Here is a 25,244-nt window from a genome sequence, read left to right as displayed (position 1 = left end):
GCCTGTATGACAGTTGTTTGACGGCGAGCTCACCCGTTGGGCGATGTTCGAACGCGTCGGCGCAAACGAGCGCTGCCAGATGCCACTACGTGCCAATACTGCGCACTGACCAAATCTGCAGGTGGTGCAATGCAGCAAAGTGCGTCTGCTTCGAATGCCAGCCACGGCAGCGGATTGGGGAGTTTTGCGCGGTTTCACAGGTGCTGCCGGTATTCCAACGCTATAGCCGCGGCCAATAAGTTGCCTGCAATCCGGCATACGGTTAGCTGTTGTTGACAGGGTAGGGGAATCACGCAAGCGTACGCCGCCTAATGGCCTGCGGCGCAACGCATCGCCGTGGGAGAACCACCCTGGAGAACCAAATCTTGGACAAGCTGCTTTGCCATACCGCCGCGCCCGTCGCGCGCCGCGCCCTTTCTCTGGCTACCACTGCAGCGGTGCTGATGTTGGCCGCCTGCCAAGGCAAGGACACCGCTGCCGAGGCGAGCAAGACCGCCCCGGCTACCGCACCTGCCGAGTCGTCGACCACCATCCATCCGGACCAGTGGCCGTCGCCGAAGTGGCCGTTCGCGCAGGACGCGGCGCTGGAGCAGCGCATCACCGATGTGATGGCCAAGATGAGCGTGGAAGAGAAGGTCGCCCAGACCATCCAGGGCGACATTGCCAGCATGACCCCGGACGACGTGCGCAAGTACCGCATCGGTTCGGTGCTGGCAGGCGGCAATTCCGATCCAGGCGGCAAGTACAACGCCAGCCCGGCCGAATGGTTGAAGCTGGCCGACGCGTTCTATGAAGCGTCGATGGACACGTCCAAGGGCGGCAACGCGATTCCGATCATCTTCGGCATCGATGCGGTGCATGGCCAGAGCAATATCGTGGGCGCCACCCTGTTTCCGCACAACATCGGCCTGGGCGCGACGCGCAACCCGGATCTGATCAAGAAGATCGGCGAAGTCACCGCCGCCGAAACCCGCGTCACCGGCATGGAATGGACCTTCGCGCCCACTGTGGCCGTGCCGCAGGACGACCGCTGGGGCCGGACCTACGAAGGCTATTCCGAATCCCCGGATGTGGTGGCCAGCTTTGCCGGCAAGATGGTCGAAGGCGTGCAGGGCGTGCCGGGCACGCCGCAGTTCCTGGATGGCAGCCACGTGATTTCGTCGGTGAAGCATTTTGTCGGCGACGGTGGCACCACCGATGGCAAGGACCAAGGCGACACCAAGGTGTCCGAAGCCACCATGCGCGACATCCACGCCGCCGGTTATCCGCCAGCAATTGCCGCTGGTGCGCAGAGCGTGATGGCCTCGTTCAATAGTTTCAACGGCGAAAAGATGCACGGCAACAAGGTCATGCTGACCGACGTGCTCAAGGGCCGCATGAATTTCGGCGGCTTCGTGGTCGGTGACTGGAACGGCCACGGTCAGGTCAAGGGTTGCACCAACCAGAATTGCCCGGCCTCGTTCATTGCCGGTGTCGATATGGCGATGGCCGCCGACAGCTGGAAGGGCATCTACGAAACCGAACTGGCCGCAGTGAAGTCCGGCCAGATCTCGGCCGAGCGTCTGGACGATGCGGTACGCCGCATCCTGCGCGTCAAGATGCGTCTTGGCCTGTTCGAAGCTGGCAAGCCGTCCAAGCGCCCGCTCGGTGGCAAGTACGAATTGCTGGGCGCACCGGAACACCGTGCGATCGCCCGCCAGGCAGTGCGTGAGTCGCTGGTGCTGCTGAAGAACCAGGCCGGCATTTTGCCGCTGGATCCGACCAAGCGCGTGTTGGTGCTGGGCGACGGTGCCAACGACATGGGCAAGCAGTCCGGCGGCTGGACGCTGAACTGGCAGGGCACCGGCACCAAGCGCAGCGACTACCCCAACGGCACCACGATTTGGGAAGGCCTGGACAAGCAGATCAAGGCTGCAGGCGGCAGCGCCGAGCTGGCTGTAGACGGCGCCTACAAGACCAAGCCGGACGTGGCCGTGGTGGTGTTCGGCGAAAACCCGTATGCCGAATTCCAGGGCGACATCGCCACGCTGTTGTACAAGCCGGGCGACGAGAGCGAACTGGCCTTGATCAAGAAGCTCAAGGCCGAAGGCATTCCGGTGGTAGCGGTGTTCCTGAGCGGGCGTCCGCTGTGGATGAATCAGTACATCAACGCATCGGACGCGTTTGTGGCTGCCTGGTTGCCGGGTTCCGAAGGTGAGGGCATTGCCGATGTGCTGCTGCGTAAGGCAGATGGCACGGTGCAAAACGACTTCAAGGGCAAGCTCAGCTTCTCCTGGCCGAAAACCGCGGTGCAGTTCGCCAACAACGTCGGCCAGAAGGATTACGACCCGCAATTCAAGTTTGGCTTCGGTCTGACCTACGCCGACAAGGGTGACCTGGCCGCGTTGCCGGAAGCGTCGGGCGTGTCCGGCGAGCAGTCGGTGGGCGGGGTGTACTTCGTGCGCGGCAAGCCGGCACTCGGCATTGCGATGCAGCTGTCCAATGCCGGCCAGGCCAACATGCCGGCGACCACGCTGCCGGTGGGTCTGTCCGATGGCAGCCTGAAGATGAGCGCGGTCGATCACAAGGCGCAGGAAGATGCGCGCCGTCTGGTGTGGTCCGGCAGTGCGGCGTCCAGTGTGCTGCTGGTGTCCGGCAAGCCGGTAGATGTCTCGCGTGAGAGCAATGGCGATGTGCAGTTGCAACTGACCCTGCGCCGCGACAGCGCCGTGACTGCGCCGGTGTGGCTGGGCGTGGGCTGTGGCGATAAGTGCGTTGGCCGGATCGATGTGCAAAAAACGCTGGCCGCGCTGCCGCAAGGCCAGTGGAAAGTGGTCGGCGTGCCGCTCAAGTGCTTCGCAGTGGCCGGTGCCGACGTGACCAAGCTGACCCAGGTCGCCAGCATCGAAAGCGCTGCAGCGCTGGACCTGTCGGTGTCGAAGGTGGCGCTGGGCGCGCTCAATGAAGCCGAAGTCACCGTCGACTGCCCGGTCAAGTAAGCAGCATCCCCGCAGGCGTCTGCGCGCCTGCGGGAGATCACACGAACAGATGCGTCGCCAGTGCTGGCGACGCGGTATAGCGGCCACCCTGATCGGTGGTGTCATCAGCCGCCGCGGGACGCGCGCGTCGATCGGCCGGGATGGCCTGCAGCTGCGGTTCGCCGCGCTGCCGTCGCGCACGCGATGCGTTGCGGCGGCATTCTGCAGGTTTGTCCAACGTTCGACGCACACCCCAGAGCCAGACAGGAGAGTGCAGTGGGTTTGGCGACGTTGGATATCGTGATCGTGCTGGTCTACCTGACCGGCATCTTCGTACTCGCGCAGTGGGTGTCGCGCGAGAAGGCAGGCCACAGCAAGAGTGCCGAGGATTACTTCCTGGCCAGCAAGTCGTTGCCGTGGTGGGCGATCGGCGCCTCGCTGATCGCTGCGAACATTTCGGCCGAACAGATCATCGGCATGGCCGGTTCCGGTTATGCCATCGGTCTGGCGATCGCGTCTTACGAATGGATGGCGGCGCTGACGCTGCTGATCGTCGGCAAGTTCTTCCTGCCGATCTTCCTGCGCAACGGCATCTACACCATGCCGCAGTTCCTGGAACAGCGCTATGGCAAGTGGATTCGCACGCTGATGGCGGTGTTCTGGCTGCTGCTGTACGTGTTCGTGAACCTCACCTCGATCCTGTGGCTGGGGTCGATCGCGGTCAGCCAGGTCACCGGCATGGACCAGACCCTGGCGCTGGCATTGATCGGCGTGTTCGCGCTGGTCTACCAGCTGTACGGCGGACTGAAGGCGGTGGCGCTGACCGATATCGTGCAGGTCACCCTGCTGGTGCTGGGCGGGCTACTGGTGGCCGGGCTGACCCTGGCGCGCATCGGCGATGGCGCCGGCGTGCTGGCCGGCTTCCAACACCTGTGGAATGCGCACCCCGAGCATTTCCACATGATCCTGACCAAGGACAACCCGTTCTACAAGGATCTGCCTGGCCTGAGCGTGCTGCTGGGCGGGCTGTGGGTGATGAACATCAGTTACTGGGGTTTCAATCAGTACATCATCCAGCGCGCACTGGCGGCCAAGAACATCGGCGAGGCGCAGAAGGGCATGGTGTTTGCGGCGTTCCTGAAGCTGCTGATGCCGTTGGTGATCGTGGTGCCGGGTATCGCCGCAGTGGTACTGGCGCCGGATCTGGCCAAGCCCGATCAGGCCTACCCGACCATGATGCAGCTGTTGCCGACTGGAATCCTGGGCTTGGTGTTCGCTGCATTGGTGGCGGCGATCGTCGCCTCGCTGGCGTCGAAGATCAATTCGGTGGCGACGATCTTCACCCTGGATTTCTACGCCAAGTTCCGCCCGCAGACCGAACAAAAACAGTTGGTGCGCGTAGGCCGTATCGTTGCCGCTGTGTCGGTGCTGATCGGCATCCTCACCGCGCGGCCGCTGCTGGGCAACTTCGATCAGGGCTTCCAGTTCATCCAGGAATTCACCGGCTTTTTTACCCCCGGCGTGGTGGTGATCTTCATGCTGGGCCTGTTCTGGAAGCGTGCCAACGAAGCTGGCGCGCTGACCGCGGCGATTGGTTCGGTGGTGCTGTCGTTCGCGCTCAAGTTTGCTTGGCCCGAGCTGCCGTTCATGGACCGCATCGGCGTGGTGTTCGTCGCTGCATTGGTGCTGGCAGTGGTGGTGTCGCTGCTGACGCCGGCCACGCAGGCACGCGATCTGATTCGCACCAACGACGTGGCCTACGGCACCACGCTGGGTTTCAAGATCGGCGCAGCGGGCGTCATTGCGATCCTGATCGTGTTGTACACGGTGTTCTGGTAAACGCCACACCGGCACGTTGATGTCGTCAAACGCAACGCGGCACGTCGGTGCCGCGCCGCGTTGCGTTTGAAGCATGCGTTTTTGGTGCTGCTCTAGACGCGTGACGCGGCCAGGCTGGCGGCAAGCAGGTTGATCGGCGCGGCATGTTGCTCATGCCACGGCGTTTCCAGCCAGGTTTCCAGTGCGGCGGCAGGCATCGGTTTGGCGATCCAATAGCCCTGGCCTTCGTCGCAGCCCCAGGCGCGCAATTGCGCATATGCCTCCGCCGACTCGATGCCTTCGGCGACCACACGCTGCCCCAGACTGTGGCCGAGCTGGATCATCGCCGGCACCAGAGTGCGGTCGGTGCGGCTGTCCGGCAACGAGCGGATGAAAGATTGATCGATCTTCAACGAACTGGCCGGCAGCTGCTTGAGATAGCTGAAATTACTGTAGCCGGTGCCGAAGTCGTCGATGGCGATATGCACGCCCAGCGCTGCGATGGCAGCCAGTTGTTCGGCCAGGTGTTCGGGGTGTCGGATCATCGCGCTTTCGGTGAATTCGATTTCCAGCCGGCGCGGGTCCAGCTTATAGCGATCCAGGCCGCGTCGCAGCAGGCCGGCAAAGCCGGGGCGATCCAGATCGGCAGCCGACACGTTCAAGGCCAGATTGAAGTCCAGGCCTTGCTGCTGCCAGCGCGCTGCCTGCGCGATGCCGTTGTCGATGACCCAGGCGGTGATGCGGTTGATCAGCGCAGTTTTTTCGGCCATCGGAATGAAGTCCGACGGCACCACTGGGCCGATCATCGGGTGCTGCCAGCGCAGCAATGCTTCCACGCCCACGCAGCGGTGATCGTGCAGATCCACGCGTGGTTGATAGTGCAGGCGCAACTGGCTGTTGCTGTCCAGGGCGGCGGGTAGCGCAGCGAGCAGGCGGAAGGTATTGCGCTGGGCAACATCGTGCTTGCGCTCGTACATGCTCCACGGGATGCAGCGCTCGCGCGCGATATCCACCGCGGTGGTCAGCGAGCGAATGGTGTCGGCGGCGCCGTAGCTGGACTGCAGCGAGACCGCGCCGATCGAAGCCACCGCGGTATGCGGGATGCCCTGATGTTCCAGTGGCTCGGTGAACGCCTTGGAAATCTTGGTGCACAGCGTGGCCAGGCGCTGGCCTTCGGCCTGCGCCAGGAAGCCGAAGGTGGTGGGGTCCAACCGATACAGCAGGGTGTGGCCGGGCAGATAGGCAGTCAGGCGGCGCTGTGCCATGGCGACATAGCCATCTGCGTATTCCCAGCCAAGCGCCTTGACCATGTCGCGCAAGTAATCGCTGCCGCAGACGTCGATGGCCACCGCCGTGGTGGCCGGTGCGGTGTCGCGTTGCGACAGCCAGGTATCCAGGTCTTCGCTGAAACGCGAGCGATTGGGTAGCCCGGTTGGACCATCGCGGTAGGTAGTGCTGCGCAGGTTCTCCACGCGCAGCACGGCCAGGTCGCGCAGGCCTTCCAGCTGAGTGATCGCGACTGCGTCCAGTCCCGCGCGCGGGCTGGTGCCGATCACGCACAAGGTGCCGATGCTGTGGCCATCGCGCAGCTTGAGTGGTGCGCCGGCGTAGAAGCGAATGAATGGCGGCCCCAGCACCAGCGGGTTGTCGCAGAAGCGCGGATCCAGCCGCGCATCCGGTACCACCATCACCTCGTCCGAGCGGATCGCGTGCGCGCAGAACGCCTGGCTGCGTGGAGTCTCGCGCGCTTCCAGGCCAGTGCGGGCCTTGAACCACTGGCGGTGTTCGTCCACCAGTGACACCAGCCCAATTTCCGTCCCCATGCTGCTTGCTGCCATGGCGGCAACGGTGTCGAACACCGGGTCTGGTGGCGAATCCAGCAGGCACAAGCTGCGCAGCACTGCGAGCCGTGTGGATTCGTCCAGCGCTGGCGGAAGAAGGGATTCAACGGGGGCGGGCAGGGAAGTCATGTGCCCGTATCGGCCTGAAGCGTAATCCCTTGATTGGCGGTGATTGACTCCGTTCAGTTGCGGCCAGGCGGTCCGTGGGCTGCGCTGGTGCTTGCGGCCCCTGCGTCGGAATGACGCCAGCCGGGTAGCGCAACAGCGCGACGCTGTTTCTTTCGAGCAACCGGGATTTGCTCAAGCGGGAAGGGTGTTCACACCACGATGCACGACGCACGTTTCGCGCAGCGAAAGCGACTAAATATTGGGCGTGCGCTGCCGATCATTGTCTTACCCGCCGCAACGCTTGCTTGGCGCAACCATCTTGCATTGCTGATGCGACCCATGATTGTTGGTAGATCTCCGCTTTTGTGATGCGCGTGCGACTCGTATAGCTGGTGAATTGACGCAGTCTTCACTCGTGCTGTGGGTTCCGCCATTGCAGGTTTGTCGCTCTTCTTTGGAATTATCGTGAACGCATTGCTGTCTTTTGCACAACGCACGCTGTTACTCGTCGCTGGTCTGGCGCTGTCATCTGCCGCCCATGCCGGGCTCACTGTCTCCGGCACGCAGTTGCGCGAGTCCAATGGCAATGTCTTGGTCCTGCGCGGCGTCAATCTTCCGCATGCTTGGTATGCTGGCCGTACCGATGCGGCGTTGGCTGCCATCGCCGCCACCGGCGCCAATAGCGTGCGCATCGTGCTTAGTTCCGGCTACCGCTGGACGCGCACGCCGGAAGCGGACGTGGCACGCATCATCGCCCGCTGCAAAAGCCTGGGCTTGATCGCCGTGCTGGAGGTTCACGACACCACCGGGTATGGCGAAGACACCGCAGCGGCGAATCTGGTCAATGCGACCAATTACTGGGTCAGCATCCGCAAGGCGCTGGTCGGCAACGAAGACCATGTGGTCATCAATATCGCCAACGAACCGTTCGGGAACCGCCTCAGTGCCAGCGAATGGGTCAACGGACATGCCAACGCCATCGCGACCTTGCGCAAGAATGGATTGACTCATGCGTTGATGGTGGATGCGCCGAACTGGGGCCAGGATTGGCAGTTCTACATGCGCGATAACGCTGCTGCCCTGCTCGCGCGCGACAGCCGACGCAACCTGATTTTCAGCGTGCACATGTACGAAGTGTTCGGCAGCGATGCCACGGTCAACACGTATTTGCGCGCCTTCCGCGATAAAAAGCTGGCGTTGGTAATCGGCGAATTCGGTGGCGACCATCGCGGTGTGCACGTGGACGAAGCGGCGATCATGCGCCGCGCACGCGACTACAACGTCGGCTATATGGGCTGGTCGTGGTCGGGCAACGACAGCAGCACGCAATCGCTGGACATCGCGATCGGCTGGAATTCCGCAAAACTGAGCACCTGGGGCCACAACTTGATATTGGGCACCGATGGCATCGCAGCGACCTCGCGCAGAGCCAGCGTATTCTGCCCGCGCTGAGCTTGAAGCCCTGCAGTCAGCATCTGTGGTTTTTCAGCGCGCGTGGAGAGGGCACTGCAAACTGGCGATCTGCGTTTTTGCTGGGAGGACCAGTCAATATGGTCAGTGTGCGTGGCGTCGATAAGCAGGCAGCTAACGGTCTGGCTAGGAGAGGTCACCGCGGACTGGACCTTGCGTTTGCTGCAGGGCCCTTGCCCGCCCACCAGCGTGGGACACGCTGCAAGGTACGTGCTTGTGCTTTCTTTGGCGGCATCCATGCCATCAGGGAGTCTCCAGGGACGGATTCACGGCGCGTCCCGCGAGCGGTGAGGGCACCGCACCCTCGACTCAACCAGCGTTTGACTTACGCATCGGACCTCACTCGAAAAACGAACGGGTCAACGCCGCGACGCCAACTCGCAACGGCCCGACTAGCGTAACGGCCCAGGGCTTGGCCGCTTCGTCAGCTTGCGCTGCAGGGAGCGGCGGTGCATGCCGAGCAGGCGTGCCGCTGCCGATACGTTGCCGCCGGTTTCGTGCAGCGCCTGCTGGATGTGCTCCCATTGCAGGCGGCTGAGCGGCGTCATCATCTCCTGCGCGGTTTCTTCTTCATCCGGCTCGGGCAGATCGTCGTCCTCTTCGCCCAGCGCCCGCATGATGGTGGGGATGTTGGCTGGCTTGGGCAGGTAATCGTCGGCGCCGAGTTTGATTGCCTCTACCGCCGTGGCAATGCTTGCGTAACCGGTGACCAGCAGAATGCGCATGTCGGCGCGGATCTCGCGCAGCGGCTGGATCAGGCTCAGGCCGGAATCGTGGCCGAGCTTGAGATCGATCAACGCAAAGTCCGGCAGCGCGCTGCGTGCAGTGGACAACGCGCTGGCCGCATCGGTGGCGGTGAGCGTTTCCACTCCGCGGCGTGCAAGGCTGCGTTGCAGCGTGCGCAGGTACAAGGTGTCGTCGTCGACCAACAGGCCGGTGCGGATCGGGGGACTTGTCATGCGAGTGCCTCGTGTTCGGAGAGCGGCAGACGGAAACCGACGCGCGCGCCGCTGCCTTCGGCGGGCAGCATCCACAACTCGCCTTGCAGGCGCTCGACGGTGGCATGCGACAGCGCCAGCCCAACGCCCATGCCGTCGTGCTTGCCGCTGTTGAACAAGGTGCCCGGCAGCATGGCTTGCGCGGTGTCGAAGCCGGGGCCGTAATCGCGCACCTCGCCGCTGAGATGGTCCTGCTCCACGCGCAGGGTCAGATCGATCTGCGGGCGCCCGGCGCGTTCGCCGGCATCGGCGGCATTGTTGAGCAGCACCATCAACAGATGGCTGACGCCCGGCTGCAGCATCAGCCGCATCGGTGCGTCCTCGTTGCGGCGCAGCTCGATGGTGGGGCGTACCAGCCGCCATTGCTCCAGCACTTCCTGCACCGCCACTTCGCGGCTCAGGTGGCCGTTGTCGGCAGGCTGAGCCAGCGCCAGCACGCGCTCGTGGCACTGCACCAGCAGCTCGCGCAGCGTGTCCAGGTCTTCGCGCAGCTCGTTCTGATCGCACTGGTCGGCAATGTCGTCGACCAGCAGGGTCATCGTGGCCAGTGGGGTGTTGAGTTCGTGCGCCACCGACGCTGCATGGGTGGCCAACGCCACGATGCCTTCGTTACGCGCGAAGCGCTCGCGCAGGGTGGAAATTTCGCGCTCGCGTTCGCGCATCGACAACGCCAACCGCGTGGCGAAGGCCAGCACCACCACCGTGGACAGCAGGAAATTGGCCGCCATGCCCCACATGTGCAAGGTGAGCGGGTCGAAGCCGCCGTAAGGCAGCGGTAGCCCGAACGCAGCGCTGATGACATAGCCGGCAACGCACGATGCCGCGACCGCCATCGCCCAGCTCAACGGCAGCGCCAACGCGGCCAGTGCGATCAGTACCAGGAACAACGAACCGAACGGATTGGCGATGCCGCCGCTCCAGCCCACCATCCAGGTCAGCACCGTCACATCGACCAGAATGTGGCCGAACTCGGTCGCCGGGCTCACCGCACCGCGATGGGCGACACGCAGCTGCGCATACAGGTTGAACACCGCCAGCGCGGCGACACCGGCCCAAAGAGGCTGCTGCGGCAGGTTCAGGCCCATCAGCCCGGTCGCGACCAGGATGGTGGCGGCCTGGCCGGCGGTGGCGAGCCAGCGCAGGCTGCACAGGGTCCGCAGGAAGGAAGCGTCGGAGCTATTCATCACGGCAATCCTATGCGCTCACGGAAGTGATGGCCTGCGACAAACCGTCGCATCGGCCCGGATGGCGGCCCGCACGGCGCTTCAGCTGTGAGCGGACGACGGACAGGCTAAAATAGCGGCATGTACGACGCCGTGACTCGCCCAACCCCTCCCGCCGACGCCACCGCCTGGCCGCGCCGCATCACCCAGGCCGTCAAAATCGGCAGCGTGATCGTGGGCGGCGGCCACCCGGTGGTCGTCCAATCGATGACCAACACCGACACAGCCGACATTGCCGGCAGCGTCAAGCAGGTGGCCGATCTGTGGCGCGCCGGTTCGGAAATGGTGCGCCTGACCGTCAACAATGCCGAGTCCGCCGCCGCCATCCCGCGCATCGTCGACAAGCTGCGCATGATGGGGATCGAAGTACCGTTGATCGGTGACTTCCATTACAACGGCCATCAGTTGCTCGCGGCAGAGCCGGCCTGCGCCGAGGCGCTGGCCAAGTACCGCATCAATCCCGGCAATGTCGGTTTCGGCAAGAAGAAGGACCTGCAGTTCGCGCAGTTGATCGAGTTTGCGATCAAGTACGACAAGCCGGTGCGCATCGGCGCCAACTGGGGCTCGCTGGACCAGTCGCTGGCGGCACAGCTGATGGACGAAAATTCGCAGCGCGAAACGCCGTGGGACGCTGGCCGGGTGCTGCGCGAGGCGCTGATCCGCTCGGCTGTGGATTCGGCCGAGCGTGCGGTGGAATTGGGCTTGCCGCGCGAGCGCATCATCCTGTCGGCCAAGGTGTCCGGCGTGCAGGAGCTGATCGCGGTATATCGCGACATGGCCGCGCGCTGCGATTTCGCGCTGCATCTGGGCCTGACCGAAGCCGGTATCGGTAGCAAAGGCATCGTCGCCTCGGCGGCGGCACTGAGCGTGCTGCTGCAGGAAGGCATCGGCGACACCATCCGTATTTCGCTGACCCCGGAGCCGGGGCAGTCGCGTACCCAGGAAGTGATTGTCGCGCAGGAGCTGCTGCAGACCACCGGCCAACGTGCATTCACCCCGATGGTCACCGCCTGCCCGGGCTGCGGCCGCACCACCTCCGAGTTCTTCCAGGAGTTGGCCGGGGTGGTGCAGAACCACGTGCGCGCCAGGATGCCGGAGTGGAAGATTTCCAACCCCGGCGCCGAGAACATGACCCTGGCGGTGATGGGCTGCGTGGTCAACGGCCCGGGTGAATCGCGTCACGCCAATATCGGCATTTCGTTGCCAGGTACGGGCGAAGCGCCTTCGGCGCCGGTGTTCATCGATGGCGAAAAAAGCGTCACCCTGCGTGGCGAAAACATCGCCTACGAATTCATCGATCTGATCGATCAGTACGTCGAACGCACCTATGCCCGCCGCGCCGGCTGAATCGCCGGCCGGGTTCAAGGGATGGTTGCGTAGCAATGCGTGGCGCATGGCGCTGCTGTTTGCCGGTGTGCTGCTGCCGCTGGGTCTGTTCGTGGACCTGGCAGATGAAGTGCACGAGCTGGAAAACGTCTATTTCGACGAACCCTTGCTGTGGAGCATGCGCAGCATCGCCACGCCCGGGCTGGACACGTTTTTCGGGGTGATCTCCAAGGTGGGGTACCAGTACGGCGTGATCCCGATGGATATCGCGATCGTGCTGGTGCTGCTGGCGTTACGGCGCTGGCGCGAGGGCACCTTCGCAGCGCTGGGCTTGGGCGGTTCGGCGTTGTTGAACATGGGCGCCAAGCAGTTCTTTCAACGCGACCGGCCCAGCCTGTGGGAGTCGATCGCACCGGAAAGCACCTTCAGTTTTCCCAGCGGGCATGCGATGGGCTCGATGACGCTCGCCGCAGTGGTCGTTGCGCTGGCCTGGAACACGCGCTGGCGCTGGCCGGTGACCATCGCCGCCAGCCTGTTCGCGGTGCTGGTCGGCGTGTCGCGAATCTACCTGGGCGTGCATTACCCCTCCGACATCCTCGGCGGTTGGTCGGCCGCATTGGTGTGGGTAGTGGGGCTGTATCTGGTGATGTTCCGCGGCGCGCGGCGACCGCACTGGCGCACGCCGAGCGGTGTAGCGGTGGAGCGGCCTGGGCGCGTACCGTTCGCCGATCAAAAGTGACGGGTACGCTCTCGTTGCGATAGCCGGGCGCCAACGATGGCTCCGATAGATGCCAGCAAAATCACGTAATACGCTGGCCCCATCGGGTGCTGCTTGAGTAGCATCACTACGAGTAGCGGGGTCAGGCCGCCGAACACGGCATAACCCAGGTTGTAGGCGAACGAGACACCGGACAGACGAACGACCGGTGGGAACGCTTCGACCATCACCCGTGGAATCGCACCCAGCACACCCAGCGCAGCGCCGAGCAGGGCATACAGCGGGAACAGGAGATGCGGGTCGCCCGCCAGCCGATAGAACAGCCATGCGCTGATACCCAGAAACACGCTGCCGGCCAGCAGAACACGTCCGTTGCCCCAGCGGTCGGACAGCGCGCCGGCGACCACCGAGCCGATCGCCTGCAGCAGCACTGCCAGAAGATTGGCCTGCAACGCGACTGACGCCGGATAGCCATACGCGCTTTGCAGCAGCGTGGGTGTCATCAGCGACACCACCAGCACTGTGGCCGCGATCACCCAGGTCAGCCACAACGCCAGTGCCAGGCTGCGCGGATGATCGCGCAGCACCACCTTCAGTGGCGTCTCGCGCGCCAATGCGCGCATGGCGACCAGCTCGGCGAACACCGGCGTTTCATGCAGCCAGCGCCGCAAATACACCGACAGCAGGCCGAAGATGCCGCCGGCCAGAAACGGTAGGCGCCACGCGTAGTCGACAATTTCAGACGCAGTGAACGTGCGGTTGAGCGCGCCGGCGCACAGTGACCCGAGCAGCACGCCGGCAGCCAGGCCGGCGGTCAAGGTGCCGCAGGCCAGCCCTCTGCGCCGCACAGGAACGTGCTCTGCCACGAACACCCACGCGCTGGGTACTTCGCCACCGATGGCTGCGCCCTGCAGGAGGCGCATCGTCAACAGCAGTAGCGGCGCGCCGACGCCGATCTGTGCGTAAGTTGGCAGCACGCCGATGGCAAGCGTGGGCAAGGCCATCAATCCGATGCTCAGCGCGAACATGCGTTTGCGGCCGAGCAGGTCGCCGAAGTGCGCCATCACGATGCCGCCCAACGGGCGGATCAGGTAGCCGGCAGCAAAGATGCCGAACGTCTGTAGCTGCCGCATCCACTCCGGAATGCCTGGCGGAAAGAACAACTCGCCGAGCACCTTCGCGAAAAAAATGAAGATGATGAAGTCGTAGAACTCCAGCGCGCCGCCCAGCGCGGACAAGCCCAGCGTTTTGTAGTCGTTGCGGGTGAGCTGTGCTGGTGGGGCGTCGGTGGTCATGCAGTCGCATCCTGTTGCGGGTGGCGACGCATTGCCATTGAAGCGTAGTAATGCGCCGAGGATCCAATGCTAGCTGCCATGCGGGGCCGTCGCTACGTCGTTCCCGCCAGGCAATACCGATAGGACCCAGAAGACCTCACGCGAACACGCTTGCGTGCTTCGGCCATCGCGCGTCGTCTGGGTTTTTGTCGCAAATCAACCGGACACGCTTGCCAACGCCGCTGCTTCGGCGTGCAGTGCAGTGGTGTCGAACAACGGCAGCTGCGCATCGGTGCTGTCGACCAGCAGCGAAATCTCGGTACAGCCCAGGATGATCGCTTGCGCGCCGTGCTGGCCGAGGTCGGCCATGACCTGGCGGAAGTACGTGCGCGATTCGGGCTTGATCACACCCCGGCAGAGTTCGTCGTAGATCACCCGATGCAGCGCTTCGCGTGCCTCGGCCGGCGGTACCAGCACATCCAGGCTGCGCGCTTGCAGGCGTTCGCGATAGAACGGCTGCTCCATGGTGAAGCGCGTGCCGAGCAGGCCAACACGGGCGATGCCCGCCGCCAGCAAGGCATCGGCGGTGGCATCGGCGATATGCAGCAAGGGCAGTGGCGTTGCGGCGGTGATTGCACCGGCGACGCAATGCATGGTGTTGGTGCACAGCACGATGAAGTCCGCGCCGCCGGCGTGCAGCGAACGCGCGGCGGCCGCCATCTCGCGTCCGGCGCCTTCCCAGTCGCCGGCGTGCTGCAGGCGTTCGATATCGTGGAAGTCGACGCTGTACAGCAACAGTCGGGCCGAATGCAGCCCGCCACGTTCGCGGCGGATCGTCTGATTGATATGGCGGTAGTAGGGCAGGGTGGACTCCCAGCTCATGCCGCCGATCATCCCGATGGTTTTCACGTGCAGTGTCCTGGTGCAAGCGGGTTCGCCTGCATGGTCGCATACGATCTGGGTGGCATGACCCCAGTGACGGAGAGGTCGCCGACGAACGCTCAGTGCGCGACAACGCGACCGCTGCAGCTGTGGTAAGCGTGGTGAAGCATGCGGCGGCGCGCGTTACGCGCGTTACACCCACATGTGTCGCGTCACCGCTTCGGCGTCACTCGCCCGGTTTGGCGCCTTCCACCGGGGCATGCGTGGCGGCGCGGCGTGCCAGCACGGTTTCGCGGTGGGCGATGTAGACGTTGGCGCCGATGATGATGGCCGCGCCGACCACGGTGTGGCGTTCGATCGCCTCGCCGAACAGCCACCAGCCCAGCAATGCCACCAGCGGCAGTTGCATGAAGCTGATCGGCTGCAGCGCGGAGACTTCGCCCAGCTTGAGCGCGCGGGTCCAGAACAATTGCCCGGCGGTACCGAAGATACCGGTGGCCACCAACCACACCCAATCGATCCCCTGCGGCCAGGTCCACTGGAACAGCGCCGGAATCAGCGACATCGGCACCCAGAAGACATAGGTATAGAACACCACCGTGTCGGAGTCGTCGCTGCGCGAGAGCTGCTTGATCTGGATCGCGACGATGGCGCTGATCACCGCAGCCAGCAGCGCAATCAACAGGCCGGGCGTGAACGTTGACGAGCCCGGCCGCAAAATCACCAGCACGCCGATAAAGCCCGCCGCCACGGCCAGCCAGCGACGCAGCCGCACCTGCTCATGCAGCCAGATCACTGCCAGCACGGTGACAAACAATGGGGTGGCGTAGGAGAGCGAGATGGCCTGCGACAATGGCAGATGGCCGATCGCCCAGAACCCGCACAGCATCGAGGCCAGGCCGATGAGTGTGCGTGCCAGATATCGCGGCAATTGCCGCGTGCGCGGCAGCGGCTTGCCTGGCCGCACGATCAACGGCAGCAATGCCAACAACCCGAAGGCATTGCGGAAAAACGCGATCTCGGTCGTCGTAATCGTGCTCGATGCCAGACGGATGGTGATCGCCATCAAGCCGAAGGCGAAGGTACTGGTGAGCATCCACAGCGCGGCACGCCACGATACCTGCGCTGGTGTCACCAATGCGCCCCGATGATGCGCGGTTCCGGTTCCAGGATCACCGAATAGCGCTCGCGCACCGATTCGGCGATGCGTCGCGCGAAGTCCAGCAGCTGCGCGCCGCTGGCGGTGCCGTAATTGACCAGCACCAGCGCATGCTTGGGCGACACGCCGGCGTCGCCTTCGCGTTTGCCTTTCCAGCCGCATTGCTCGATCAGCCAGGCAGCCGACAATTTGCCCTGGCCTGCATGCTCGCCTGGGTACACCGGCATGTCGGCAAAGCTGGCTTGCAACGCAGCGATCTGTTCGCTCGGCAGCAGTGGGTTCTTGAAAAAGCTGCCTGCATTGCCGAGCACATCCGGGTCGGGCAACTTGCGGCGACGGATATTGATCACCGCCTGCGCGACATCTGCCGCGCCCGCCAGTTCGGCGCCCATGCTCGCCAGTTCCTCGCGGATGCCGGCGTAGTCCAGCCGCAGTTCGTGCAGCAGCGGCAGATTGAATTCCACCGCCACGATCAGATAACGCTCGGGTTGCTGCTTGAACACGCTGTCGCGATAACCGAACGCGCAGTCGGCCGCATCCAGCCGCACGAACTGCTGGCTGTGCCGATCGAAGGCTTCCACCACGTGGATGAAGTCGCTCACCTGCGCGCCGTACGCGCCGATGTTCTGGATCGGGCAGGCGCCTACAGTGCCCGGAATCAAGGCAAGATTTTCCAGCCCCGACAACCCTTGCTGCAGCGAGTACAGCACCAGCGCATGCCAATTCACGCCGGCGCCGGCACGCACGATGGCGTGGTCGGCATGGTGCGCGATGATGGCGGTGTCGCGGTTGTCGAAACACAGCACGCAGCCCGGCGGGTCGCCAGCCAGCAAGACATTGCTGCCGCTGCCCAGCACCAGCAGTGGCTGGTCGACGATCTCCGGCGCGGCCAGTGCCTGCGGCAATGCCTCGGGCGTGTGGACGCTGAGCAACCAGCGCGCCGTGGCATCGACATGGAAGGTGTTGAGTGCGCGCAGCGGCGCATGTTCGCGCAGCTGCCAGCCCGCCTGCGTGGTATCGCTCATAAGGGCGACACCGCTCCGCCGCTGGGTGCTTCGCGGCGGCGCCGGATTGCGTTGACGCATTCACCGATGAGCTGCGGGCCGCGATACACCAACCCGCTGTAGCACTGCACCAGGCTCGCACCGGCCGCCATCTTGGCCACCGCATCCGCGCCGGAGTTGATGCCGCCCACGCCGATCAACGGAATCGATTCGGGCAGGCGCGCGCGCAAACGTCGCAGCACCAGGGTGGCTTGCGCCAGCAGCGGCGCACCGGACAGGCCGCCGGCTTCGGCAGCCAACGGGTGATTGGCGATCAAGGTGCGCGTCACCGTGGTGTTGGTGGCGATCACGCCGTCCACCGCCAGGTCTGCCAGCACGCGTGCGGCGGCATCGATGTCGCGGTCGTTGAGGTCGGGCGCGACCTTCACCAGCATCGGCACGCGCTTGCCGTGCTGTGCGCCCAGCGCTTCCTGGGTTTCGCGCAAGTCGGAAATCAGGCGCCGCAGCGATTGCTCTTCCTGCAACTCGCGCAACCCGGCGGTATTGGGCGAAGAGATATTGACCGTGATGTAGTCGGCCAGCGGATACACGCGCTCCATGCAGTAACGGTAGTCGCTGGTGGCCTCTTCGTTGGGCGTGTCCTTGTTCTTGCCGATGTTGATGCCGAGCAGGCCGCCAGTGCGACGCGCGCGCTGGACGTTGGCTACCAGCGCATCCACACCCAGATTGTTGAAGCCCATGCGGTTGATTACCGCCTGGTATTCGGGCAGCCGGAACATGCGCGGTTTCGGGTTGCCTTCCTGCGCGCGCGGCGTCACCGTGCCGATTTCGACAAAGCCAAAGCCAAGCGCAAGCAGCGCATCAATGTGCTCGCCGTTCTTGTCCAGCCCGGCACCCAGCCCGACCGGGTTGGGGAACATCAAGCCGAAGGCCGGCGTGGGCAGCGGCACCGGGCGCTTGGCCAGCAGCGACGTGGTGCCGGTGCGGTAGGCCGTGTCGATGGAGCGCAATGCCAGTGCGTGGGCGCGCTCGGCATCGAGAGAAAACAGGAAGGGGCGGGCAAGCGAATACATGCGGGTTAGTTCAATCTCCCGGCGAAAACGCGGGTTTGGTATTGGAAGTCGATCAGGCCATCGTGCGCATACGTATCGAACAGCGTGCGCAGCGCGACGAGCATCGGGGCATGACGTGGGTCGTGCGCAAGCGGGGCATAGGAAGACGACAGCAGGCGGCCGCGCAAGCCATCGAAGTCCAGCCGCTGCACATTCGGGAAGCGTGCCGTCGCGCGGAACCCCTCGCCGAACCAGGCCTGCATGGTGGCGTCGTCCTGATAGCGCTCGGCCACCGCCGAATAGTCGGTCCCGTAATCCAGCAGCAGCTGCTCGTAGCCGCGTAGAAACGCAGTGCTGTCCAGCTCGCGCGAGTTCCAGTACACCACCGCCAGCCCGCCGGGTTGCAGGATGCGCGCCCATTCGCTGCGCACGGCCTGCGTGTCGAACCAGTGGAAGGCCTGCGCAGCAGACACCATGCCGACGCTGGCATCGGCCAGCCCGGTGGCTTCGGCAGTTCCGCCGATTGCCTGAAACTTGGGGAATTCCGCCAGCCACTGCAGCGCGGCTTCGCGCATGGCCGGGTTGGGCTCTACCGCAGTGACCGCATACCCGGCTTCCAGAAACAGGCGACTGGAAATGCCGGTACCGGCGCCGATATCGGCGACCGTCGCCGCTGGCGTCACGCCCAGTTCTTCATGCAGCCAGCGCAGCAACTGCGGCGGATAACTTGGCCGGTAGCGCACGTAGGCTGCCACGCGGTCGTTGAAGCGCTGGGCGGAGGAGGGCGCGGCCATGCTCAACTGTGGGCAGCCGCGAGCCAGGCCATGCCGCCGAAGAACAGCAGGAAAAACGCGATTCCCACTACCCACAGCGCCACGGCCAGCCAGCCCATGATCAGGCCGCCGATGGCCAGGCCGTCGCCGTCCAGGCCTTGCGGATTGCGGCGGATTTCCGCCCGCGCCAGATGGCCGGTAATGATGGCGCAGATGCTGCCCAGGAACGGGATCAGCGTCCAGCCGAGAATGCCTGCGACCAGGCTGACGATCGCCATGGCGCTGGTCTGTCGAACGACAACGTTCATCATGAACTCCTTTGAGGGCGGGCAGCAGAGGGCTGGCGTCGCACGATTATCCCAGAGCCGCCGGGCAAAAGGCGTGCCGTTTGCGGCGAAACGCAGGTGCGGAGGCTGGTTTGGCGGGTGAGAGCAGGCGAAATAGCCGCTGGTGCAGGCGTATGGCGTGGTATGTCCGTTGAAACGGCTCCTTCCGGGCATGCTGGCGGCCGGCAGCGCCGAGCCAGCGCGGCGTGGTTTGCGCTGCGGCAGGCCATCCGGGCGACTTGCCGCCGCCTTGCACTGCTTGAGAGTAAATGCACGGCTTCCAGCAAGAAACGACATGCTCTGCAGAGCGGCCCGACACTTGGTGTTGCGCGGAGCCGCCGATGTTCCCGGCTCTGCGCTGGCGTTGCGAGAGCCGCAACTGGGCGAGTGCGGCCCATAGCCATATGGGCTGCTGCAGTAGGGCAGCCTTATCTCAGTAATGCAGCGCGCCGAGCGAGTGCCCGGCGCGCCTGCTCGCGTCAATCAAAGATCGAACTTGATGCCCTGCGCCAGCGGCAGCGAGTCGGAATAGTTGATGGTATTGGTCTGACGCCGCATATAGACCTTCCACGCATCCGAGCCGGACTCGCGACCGCCGCCGGTTTCTTTCTCGCCTCCGAACGCACCGCCAATCTCCGCACCGGAGGTGCCGATATTGACGTTGGCGATGCCGCAGTCGCTGCCGGCGGCCGACAGGAACTTCTCGGCCGCCTTCAGGTTCTGGGTGAAGATCGACGACGACAGGCCCTGCGGCACGCCGTTCTGCAGCTCGATCGCCTCGTCCAGCGTGCTGTATTTCATCACGTACAGGATCGGCGCGAAGGTCTCGTGCTGCACCACCGCGTCGCTGTTCTGCAGCCCGGTGACGATGGCCGGCAGCACGAAGTTGCCCGGGCGATCGATCGCGGTGCCGCCCACTTCGACGGTGCCGCCGGCCGCCTTGGCCTTGGCAATCGAGTCGAGGAACTGCGCAACCGCGCCCTGGCTGTTGAGCGGGCCCATCAGGTTGGCCGGGTCGGTCGGGTCGCCGATCTTGCTGTCGAGCTGCTTGTACGCCTTGACCAGCGTGGCCAGCACGTTGTCGTAGATGGATGCGTGCACGATCAGGCGGCGCGTGGTGGTGCAGCGCTGCCCGGCGGTGCCGACTGCGCCGAACACGATGCCCGGGATGGCCAACTTCAGGTCGGCGGTGTCGTCCAGAATGATGGCGTTGTTGCCGCCCAGTTCCAACAGGCAACGGCCCAGGCGACGGGCCACTTTCTCTGCGACCACGCGGCCGATCTGGGTCGAACCGGTGAAGCTGATCAGCGGCACGCGGGTGTCTTCGACCAGCTTCTCCGACAGCGCGGTGCCGGCATCGTTGATCAGGAAGAAGATGTCCGGGAAGCCGGCATCCTTGAGCGCGGCATTGCAGATCTTCATCGTCGCGATCGCGGTCAGCGGGGTCTTGTTGGACGGCTTCCAGATGCAGATATCGCCGCAAATCGCCGCCAAAAACGCATTCCACGCCCACACCGCCACCGGAAAGTTGAACGCGCTGATGATGCCGACCAGGCCCAGCGGCTGGTACTGCTCGTACATGCGGTGGCCCGGCCGCTCCGAGTGCATGGTGTAGCCGTAGAGCATGCGGCTCTGGCCCACGGCAAAGTCGGCGATGTCGATCATCTCCTGTACTTCGCCGTCGCCCTCGGGCTTGCTCTTGCCCATTTCCAGCGCCACCAGCGAGCCCAGCGCATCCTTGTGCGCGCGCAGCGCCTCGCCACACAGGCGCACGGCTTCGCCACGGCGCGGCGCCGGCGTGGTCCGCCACACCTTGAAGGCCGCCTGCGCACGCTGGACGATCAGCTCGTAGTCTTCCGGCGTAGTCGCCTGCACATCGGCAATCACCGCGTTGGTAGTCGGATTCAGCGGCTGCAGCACCCCGGCGCCGGTGGCCTGCGACCAGGTCGCCTCGCCAAGATAGGTACCGGAATTGGACGCAGCGAGGTCGAGCGCCTTGAGCAGGTCAGCGGACATGGGATCTCCTGGAAACGGTGGCGGTCGCCTGGCGGCAAGGCCAGCCCACGACACGGATAGCCGTCGATTTTAGCAGGCTCCGCCGTCCACCTGCCGGCTTGGCAATCGCAACGATCGTGCGACAATGCCGCCCTTGGCCCCGTAGCTCAGCTGGATAGAGCGTCCCCCTCCTAAGGGGAAGGTCGCCCGTTCGAATCGGGCCGGGGTCACCAGAGTCAAAGAAGTAGCGCCGATTTTCTTTTCAGGTATTGTCACATTTAGAGACATATCCATAGCCCACTGCCACAGTTGCCACAAGCGTGCTCGCTTGGCTGAACTTGGCGATGAGGCGCTTCAATTAGCTTTCCGCCTTCCCTGCTTTGGTGTGTTGCCCGGCCGCGTGCCAATCCAGGTCCACTCAAGCTAGGCGCTCACCAATGGCAGGCGCGCAAGGATGCGTACGCCATGCGTCAGCTCAGCTTCGATCCCACACCGCCAACGACCGTGCAGAGTTGTTCATCGGCACTGATGAGATGCGGCTGTGGCGGAGCAGGGTGCCGAGTTGTTCGGTGGCACGCAGGCGCTGGTCGACGCCGGGTTCGACCATGGTGCGAGCGCCTTTGAAGGCGATCAGCAGCAGGGCCCAGCGCGAACGGATCCAGTGCGTGTGCTTCGGATATCGCTCAGCGTGGGCACTGAGCAGGCCAAAAAACTACGCGATCAGCGCTGCCAGTGCTGTCCCGAGATAGAAATAGACTTTCCGTGTGCCGGCTGCCGCAGCGCCGTAGGCGAGTCGGCACGAGCTGCTATTGCATCGTCAGGATCTTTGGATCTTGCCTATTTCTTCAGCAGACGAATCAACGGATGCTGAAGGAAGGCCTGATTAACGCAGCCGGACGACGCGATAAGCCGCGTCAGTCGCGCTGACGGCGCTCAGACCCTCGGTTTTTCGCGGTTTCCGGCGCATTCTCGGGGTGTTGCCCCGATTACAGGCACACCTTCCCCGCGGCAGGCATCAACTGCTTTTGCTTCAGCCACAGGGTCGACAGCGCAAACAGCATCAGCACCTGCGCGGCATTCTTCGCCAAGCCGCCATAGCGCACCTTGACGCAACCGAACTGACGCTTGATCACGCGGAACGGGCGTTCCATCTTCGCGCGCAGGCTGGCCTTGCTGTGCTCCCATCGCTTGGCCAACGTCCATTCGCGCGTGTTCTTGATCTGCTTTAGCTTCGAGGGGTTTCTCGGCGATCAGCTAGCGTAGCTTGCGCTTGTTCCTCAACTCTTCGCGCTTGTCCAGCCCGGTGTAGCCGCTGTCGCCGCTCACCGTGCCCTCCTTGCCGTGTAGCAGCTTGTGCGCCTGCGTGATGTCGGCCACGTTGGCTGCTGTGCATTCCACGTGGTGCACCAGGCCAGACTCCTCGTCCACGCCAATGTGCGCTTTCATCCCGAAGTAGTACTGGTTGCCCTTTTTGGTCTGATGCATTCCAGGGTCGCGCGCACCGTCCTTGTTCTTGGTCGAACTGGGCGCAGCAATGATCGTGGCGCCCACGATCGTGCCGCCTCGCAGGCTCTGCCCCTTGCGCAACAAGTGTGCGTTGACCCGATCAAACAGCTTGCGCGCCAAATCATGCCGCTCCAGCATGTGGCGGAAGTTGAGAATCGTGGTCTCGTCAGGCGCCTCATCCAGACCACCGATCTTGGCGAAACGGCGCATCGACACCGTGTCGTACAACGCTTCTTCCGCTGCCGGATCGCTCAGTGCGTCCCACTGCTGCAAAAAATGGATGCGCAGCATCATCTCCAGTGGATATGGCTGCCGGCCCGGCTGGCCCGACGTCGGATAGTGCGGCTCGATCAACGCCAGCAGGCCCTTCCACCGCACCACCTGATCCATCTCGGACAAGAACACCTCGCGCCGTGTCCGCTTGCGCTTGCCGTTGTACTCCGCATCGCCGAAAGAAAGCTGCATCGTCGTTGTCCCGTTGGCTCTATACGATTGTTGCAGGATCAAACGGAGTTGTTCAGAGGTTCCGCAAAGCTCAAATCATCACGCATTTGACGCGACATTCATCGGATCAGTTCGCTTTAATTGAGATTTACGTCACATAAATTAGCCTGAAACGATTTGCGCGGCCTAACCAAAGGCCTTCGACCGGCATTGTGTCAGCCCCGAGCCTAGATCGGGCGAGCATCACCCGACCCACCCCTGAATTGCCACATCATTGGCACTTGCTATGCATTAATGGTCATTTCTCGGTTGTCTACGTTAGTGGCGCGTTGCCAGATGTTTCAGGACTAGCAGCGGATCTAGTTCAGCGAGAAGCTTCAAGCTCGCCGCAGCTTTGTCCGCTTTTAAAGTGATTTTCATCACATAATCGAAAGGCTCGGGTTTTTCTTACAGGGTTTCCCCTACATCACGCGTTGATCGGTTTTTAACGTTCCGTCACAGTCGCACCGCATTTCAGCGTGCTGACGGATTTGCGCCGCCGTCTTGGTGGCCAGGCACGCTGATGCGGGTGACGGCGCGCAGCAGCGCGACAGCCGCACAGGGGGCAGGACAGATGTGGATGCGATCGGCGCCGTTGGCGCTGGCGGCTTGCCTGTGGGCAGTCGCCGGGCTAGCGGCTGCACAACAGTCAGCACCGACAACGCTGGATCGGCAGGAGCAATTGCGCCAGGCCGAGGAGATTCAGCGTCGCCAGGAACAGGAGCGCCAGGCGCCCTTCGCCGGCCCGCGCGATGAAGCCGACCGCGTGGACGCGCGCAGCACCGTACTACCCAAGGAAGACCTGTGTTTTTCGATCACCCGCGTGCACCTGTCCGGTGCGGGCGACGATGCGTCGCGCTTTGCGTGGTTGTGGAAGTCTCTGCGCCGTTACCAAGGCCGCTGCATTGGGCGTGCCGGTATCGACATCATCCGGCGCCGCGCATTGGATCAGTTGGTCGCACGCGGTCTGGTCACCACTCGCATCGGCGTTCCGGAACAGGACCTGTCGCGTGGCGAACTGCGTTTCGAACTGATGCCTGGCCGTTTGCGCGAGGTACGCGTGGTGTCTGACACCGAAGCCGCGCACTGGAAAACGGCATTGCCGCTCCGTCGGGGGGACTTGCTGGATTTGCGTGCCATCGAACAGGCGGTGGAGCAGTTCAAACGGCTACCGTCGCAAGACGCCAAGATCGATATTGCGCCGGGTGAAGCACCGGGCGAATCGGATCTGGTGATTACCTTGCAGCATGGGCGGCGCTGGCGCGGGGTGGCCAACGCCGACGATTCGGGCGTGGAAGCCACTGGCCGCATGCAAGGCGGCGTGGATCTGACCCTGGACGGCCCGCTCGGCATCAACGATCTGCTCAACGTCGGTTACAGCCATGACCTGGCCACACGCGACCAGGAGCGCGGCACACGCGGCAACAGCCTGAGCTACAACCTGCCGTGGGGCTGGTGGACGTTTGCGCTGTCGGCATCGTCGTACCGCTACCACCAGCGCGTGGACGGGTTTTTGCAGACCTTTCAGTCCAGTGGCGAATCCAGCAATGCGCAGCTGGATATTCAGCGCGTGCTGCATCGCGATGGCACCAGCAAAACCTCGGCCGGTGTGTTGATTGGCCGGCGCCGTGCGCGCAGTTATCTGGGTGGCGTGGAAATCGGAATCCAGCGTCGCGATACCAGCAGTGCGGAGTTCTACTTCACGCATCGGCGCTATCTGGGCGCGATGCAGCTGGACGTGCGTCTCGCGCACCGGCGCGGCACGCCGTGGTTCAACAGCCAGTGGACCGGCTACGACCCGCAGATCGGCTTCCCGACATTTCGCTATGGCGTGACCACGCTGGACGTGAGCACGGCCCTGCCGTTGAAGCTGGGCCCGGTGCCGATGGCGTGGGAAAGCAGCCTGCATGCACAGACCGCTGGCGAACTGTTGCTGGGGTCGGAGTTCGTCACCATCGGTGGCCGTTACAGCGTGCGCGGTTTCGACGGCGAAGCGACGCTTGGCGCCGAAAAAGGCGCGTACTGGCGCAATACCCTGAGCTTCCCGGTGCAGCAGATCGGGTTGACCCCGTACCTGGGCTTGGACGCCGGCCGCATCGATGGCACCAGCGCCAGCGGGCTGCGCGGTCGCAGTTTGGTCGGCGGCGCGATGGGCCTGCGTGGCGGTTGGTTCGGTGCCAGCGTCGATGCATTTGCTGGTTGGGCGATCCACCGCCCCGGCGGATTTGGAAGTGCGCAGCCGGCCTACGGCGTGCGTGTGATTTACCAGTTTTGACAGGGATCGCGTCGCCAGCCGGCTGCGCGTTTGTTGATTGATGACGCCAACAGGCG

General features: G+C 64.0%; 17 protein-coding genes, 1 tRNA gene and 1 pseudogene. 7 read left to right on the top strand and 12 right to left on the bottom strand.

All coding sequences use genetic code 11. From position 1 onward, the window contains the following. Positions 1-365 precede the first annotated feature (365 nt). Together M0D43_RS01440 and M0D43_RS01435 are read left to right on the top strand one after the other, a co-directional pair. Positions 366-2,978, top strand: coding sequence for a glycoside hydrolase family 3 protein (locus tag M0D43_RS01440; RefSeq protein WP_260807755.1), 2,613 nt, complete (start codon positions 366-368; stop codon positions 2,976-2,978). Between the two features lie 255 nt (positions 2,979-3,233). Then, the gene (locus tag M0D43_RS01435; protein ID WP_101365044.1) at positions 3,234-4,796 is read left to right on the top strand and encodes a sodium/sugar symporter; all 1,563 of its coding nucleotides are present in this window, start codon (positions 3,234-3,236) and stop codon (positions 4,794-4,796) included. A gap of 92 nt (positions 4,797-4,888) precedes the next feature. Here M0D43_RS01435 and M0D43_RS01430 read toward each other — a convergent pair whose 3' ends face one another. After that, positions 4,889-6,745, bottom strand: a complete 1,857-nt coding sequence (locus M0D43_RS01430; RefSeq protein WP_252163246.1) for a sensor domain-containing phosphodiesterase — start codon at positions 6,743-6,745, stop codon at positions 4,889-4,891. A gap of 444 nt (positions 6,746-7,189) precedes the next feature. Between M0D43_RS01430 and M0D43_RS01425 the strand changes: the two genes are divergently transcribed. After that, the gene (locus tag M0D43_RS01425; protein ID WP_252163245.1) at positions 7,190-8,176 is read left to right on the top strand and encodes a glycoside hydrolase family 5 protein; all 987 of its coding nucleotides are present in this window, start codon (positions 7,190-7,192) and stop codon (positions 8,174-8,176) included. Positions 8,177-8,586: 410 nt separating this feature from the next. Here the strand turns inward: M0D43_RS01425 and M0D43_RS01420 are convergent, their stop codons facing one another. Together M0D43_RS01420 and M0D43_RS01415 are read right to left on the bottom strand one after the other, a co-directional pair. Further along, entirely contained in the window at positions 8,587-9,153 is a 567-nt protein-coding gene (locus M0D43_RS01420; RefSeq protein WP_101365046.1) for a response regulator transcription factor, read from the bottom strand. Further along, positions 9,150-10,376 (bottom strand): ATP-binding protein, encoded by a 1,227-nt coding sequence (locus M0D43_RS01415; protein WP_162301150.1) that lies wholly within the window; start codon positions 10,374-10,376, stop codon positions 9,150-9,152. The genes M0D43_RS01420 and M0D43_RS01415 overlap by 4 nt, the downstream gene beginning before the upstream one ends. A gap of 120 nt (positions 10,377-10,496) precedes the next feature. Here M0D43_RS01415 and ispG point away from each other — a divergent pair, with 120 nt between their 5' ends. Together ispG and M0D43_RS01405 are read left to right on the top strand one after the other, a co-directional pair. Continuing rightward, positions 10,497-11,762, top strand: coding sequence for a flavodoxin-dependent (E)-4-hydroxy-3-methylbut-2-enyl-diphosphate synthase (gene ispG / locus M0D43_RS01410; protein ID WP_252163244.1), 1,266 nt, complete (start codon positions 10,497-10,499; stop codon positions 11,760-11,762). Continuing rightward, the gene (locus tag M0D43_RS01405) at positions 11,743-12,480 is read left to right on the top strand and encodes a phosphatase PAP2 family protein (protein ID WP_252163243.1); all 738 of its coding nucleotides are present in this window, start codon (positions 11,743-11,745) and stop codon (positions 12,478-12,480) included. Before ispG ends, M0D43_RS01405 begins: the two co-directional genes overlap by 20 nt. On the opposite strand, the gene M0D43_RS01400 is transcribed toward M0D43_RS01405, so the two are convergent. The 8 genes from M0D43_RS01400 to amaB form a co-directional block, all read right to left on the bottom strand. Next, positions 12,471-13,754: an MFS transporter gene (locus M0D43_RS01400; protein WP_252163242.1), complete on the bottom strand. Its 1,284-nt coding sequence runs from the start codon at positions 13,752-13,754 to the stop codon at positions 12,471-12,473. The two genes, M0D43_RS01405 and M0D43_RS01400, sit on opposite strands and share 10 nt — an antisense overlap. A gap of 195 nt (positions 13,755-13,949) precedes the next feature. Then, positions 13,950-14,627: an aspartate/glutamate racemase family protein gene (locus M0D43_RS01395; RefSeq protein WP_260808231.1), complete on the bottom strand. Its 678-nt coding sequence runs from the start codon at positions 14,625-14,627 to the stop codon at positions 13,950-13,952. A gap of 214 nt (positions 14,628-14,841) precedes the next feature. Further along, positions 14,842-15,753 (bottom strand): DMT family transporter, encoded by a 912-nt coding sequence (locus tag M0D43_RS01390; protein WP_252163241.1) that lies wholly within the window; start codon positions 15,751-15,753, stop codon positions 14,842-14,844. Continuing rightward, positions 15,747-16,799, bottom strand: a complete 1,053-nt coding sequence (gene murB / locus M0D43_RS01385) for a UDP-N-acetylmuramate dehydrogenase (protein WP_252163240.1) — start codon at positions 16,797-16,799, stop codon at positions 15,747-15,749. Before murB ends, M0D43_RS01390 begins: the two co-directional genes overlap by 7 nt. Further along, positions 16,796-17,851, bottom strand: a complete 1,056-nt coding sequence (locus M0D43_RS01380; protein ID WP_252163239.1) for a quinone-dependent dihydroorotate dehydrogenase — start codon at positions 17,849-17,851, stop codon at positions 16,796-16,798. The genes murB and M0D43_RS01380 overlap by 4 nt, the downstream gene beginning before the upstream one ends. A gap of 5 nt (positions 17,852-17,856) precedes the next feature. Continuing rightward, positions 17,857-18,624: a class I SAM-dependent methyltransferase gene (locus tag M0D43_RS01375; RefSeq protein ID WP_252163238.1), complete on the bottom strand. Its 768-nt coding sequence runs from the start codon at positions 18,622-18,624 to the stop codon at positions 17,857-17,859. A gap of 2 nt (positions 18,625-18,626) precedes the next feature. Then, positions 18,627-18,911, bottom strand: a complete 285-nt coding sequence (locus M0D43_RS01370) for a DUF4190 domain-containing protein (protein WP_252165167.1) — start codon at positions 18,909-18,911, stop codon at positions 18,627-18,629. Between the two features lie 501 nt (positions 18,912-19,412). Continuing rightward, positions 19,413-20,945 (bottom strand): L-piperidine-6-carboxylate dehydrogenase, encoded by a 1,533-nt coding sequence (gene amaB, locus M0D43_RS01365; RefSeq protein ID WP_260807751.1) that lies wholly within the window; start codon positions 20,943-20,945, stop codon positions 19,413-19,415. A 135-nt stretch (positions 20,946-21,080) separates the two neighbouring features. Between amaB and M0D43_RS01360 the strand changes: the two genes are divergently transcribed. After that, positions 21,081-21,157 (top strand) — tRNA-Arg (locus M0D43_RS01360). Positions 21,158-21,910: 753 nt separating this feature from the next. Here the strand turns inward: M0D43_RS01360 and M0D43_RS01355 are convergent. Further along, a pseudogene (locus M0D43_RS01355) lies at positions 21,911-22,895 on the bottom strand (IS5 family transposase). 592 nt (positions 22,896-23,487) lie between these two features. On the opposite strand from M0D43_RS01355, the gene M0D43_RS01350 reads away from it, so the two are divergent. Further along, positions 23,488-25,188, top strand: coding sequence for a ShlB/FhaC/HecB family hemolysin secretion/activation protein (locus M0D43_RS01350; protein WP_252163236.1), 1,701 nt, complete (start codon positions 23,488-23,490; stop codon positions 25,186-25,188). Positions 25,189-25,244: the final 56 nt, after the last annotated feature.

Origin of the sequence: Xanthomonas prunicola, from assembly GCF_025266575.1 — a bacterium.
Classification (GTDB): domain Bacteria; phylum Pseudomonadota; class Gammaproteobacteria; order Xanthomonadales; family Xanthomonadaceae; genus Xanthomonas; species Xanthomonas prunicola.
This window is presented reverse-complemented; position numbering and strand designations above follow the sequence as displayed.

Excerpts from the sequence above, each read along its gene's own strand:
- M0D43_RS01405 (WP_252163243.1), top strand. The coding sequence starts at position 11,743 with ATGCCCGCCGCGCCGGCTGAATCGCCGGCCGGGTTCAAGGGATGGTTG.
- amaB (WP_260807751.1), bottom strand. The coding sequence starts at position 20,945 with ATGTCCGCTGACCTGCTCAAGGCGCTCGACCTCGCTGCGTCCAATTCC.
- M0D43_RS01370 (WP_252165167.1), bottom strand. The coding sequence starts at position 18,911 with ATGAACGTTGTCGTTCGACAGACCAGCGCCATGGCGATCGTCAGCCTG.
- M0D43_RS01380 (WP_252163239.1), bottom strand. The coding sequence starts at position 17,851 with ATGTATTCGCTTGCCCGCCCCTTCCTGTTTTCTCTCGATGCCGAGCGC.
- M0D43_RS01420 (WP_101365046.1), bottom strand. The coding sequence starts at position 9,153 with ATGACAAGTCCCCCGATCCGCACCGGCCTGTTGGTCGACGACGACACC.
- M0D43_RS01415 (WP_162301150.1), bottom strand. The coding sequence starts at position 10,376 with ATGAATAGCTCCGACGCTTCCTTCCTGCGGACCCTGTGCAGCCTGCGC.
- M0D43_RS01395 (WP_260808231.1), bottom strand. The coding sequence starts at position 14,627 with ATGATCGGCGGCATGAGCTGGGAGTCCACCCTGCCCTACTACCGCCAT.
- M0D43_RS01400 (WP_252163242.1), bottom strand. The coding sequence starts at position 13,754 with ATGACCACCGACGCCCCACCAGCACAGCTCACCCGCAACGACTACAAA.
- M0D43_RS01350 (WP_252163236.1), top strand. The coding sequence starts at position 23,488 with ATGTGGATGCGATCGGCGCCGTTGGCGCTGGCGGCTTGCCTGTGGGCA.
- murB (WP_252163240.1), bottom strand. The coding sequence starts at position 16,799 with ATGAGCGATACCACGCAGGCGGGCTGGCAGCTGCGCGAACATGCGCCG.
- M0D43_RS01430 (WP_252163246.1), bottom strand. The coding sequence starts at position 6,745 with ATGACTTCCCTGCCCGCCCCCGTTGAATCCCTTCTTCCGCCAGCGCTG.
- M0D43_RS01375 (WP_252163238.1), bottom strand. The coding sequence starts at position 18,624 with ATGGCCGCGCCCTCCTCCGCCCAGCGCTTCAACGACCGCGTGGCAGCC.
- ispG (WP_252163244.1), top strand. The coding sequence starts at position 10,497 with ATGTACGACGCCGTGACTCGCCCAACCCCTCCCGCCGACGCCACCGCC.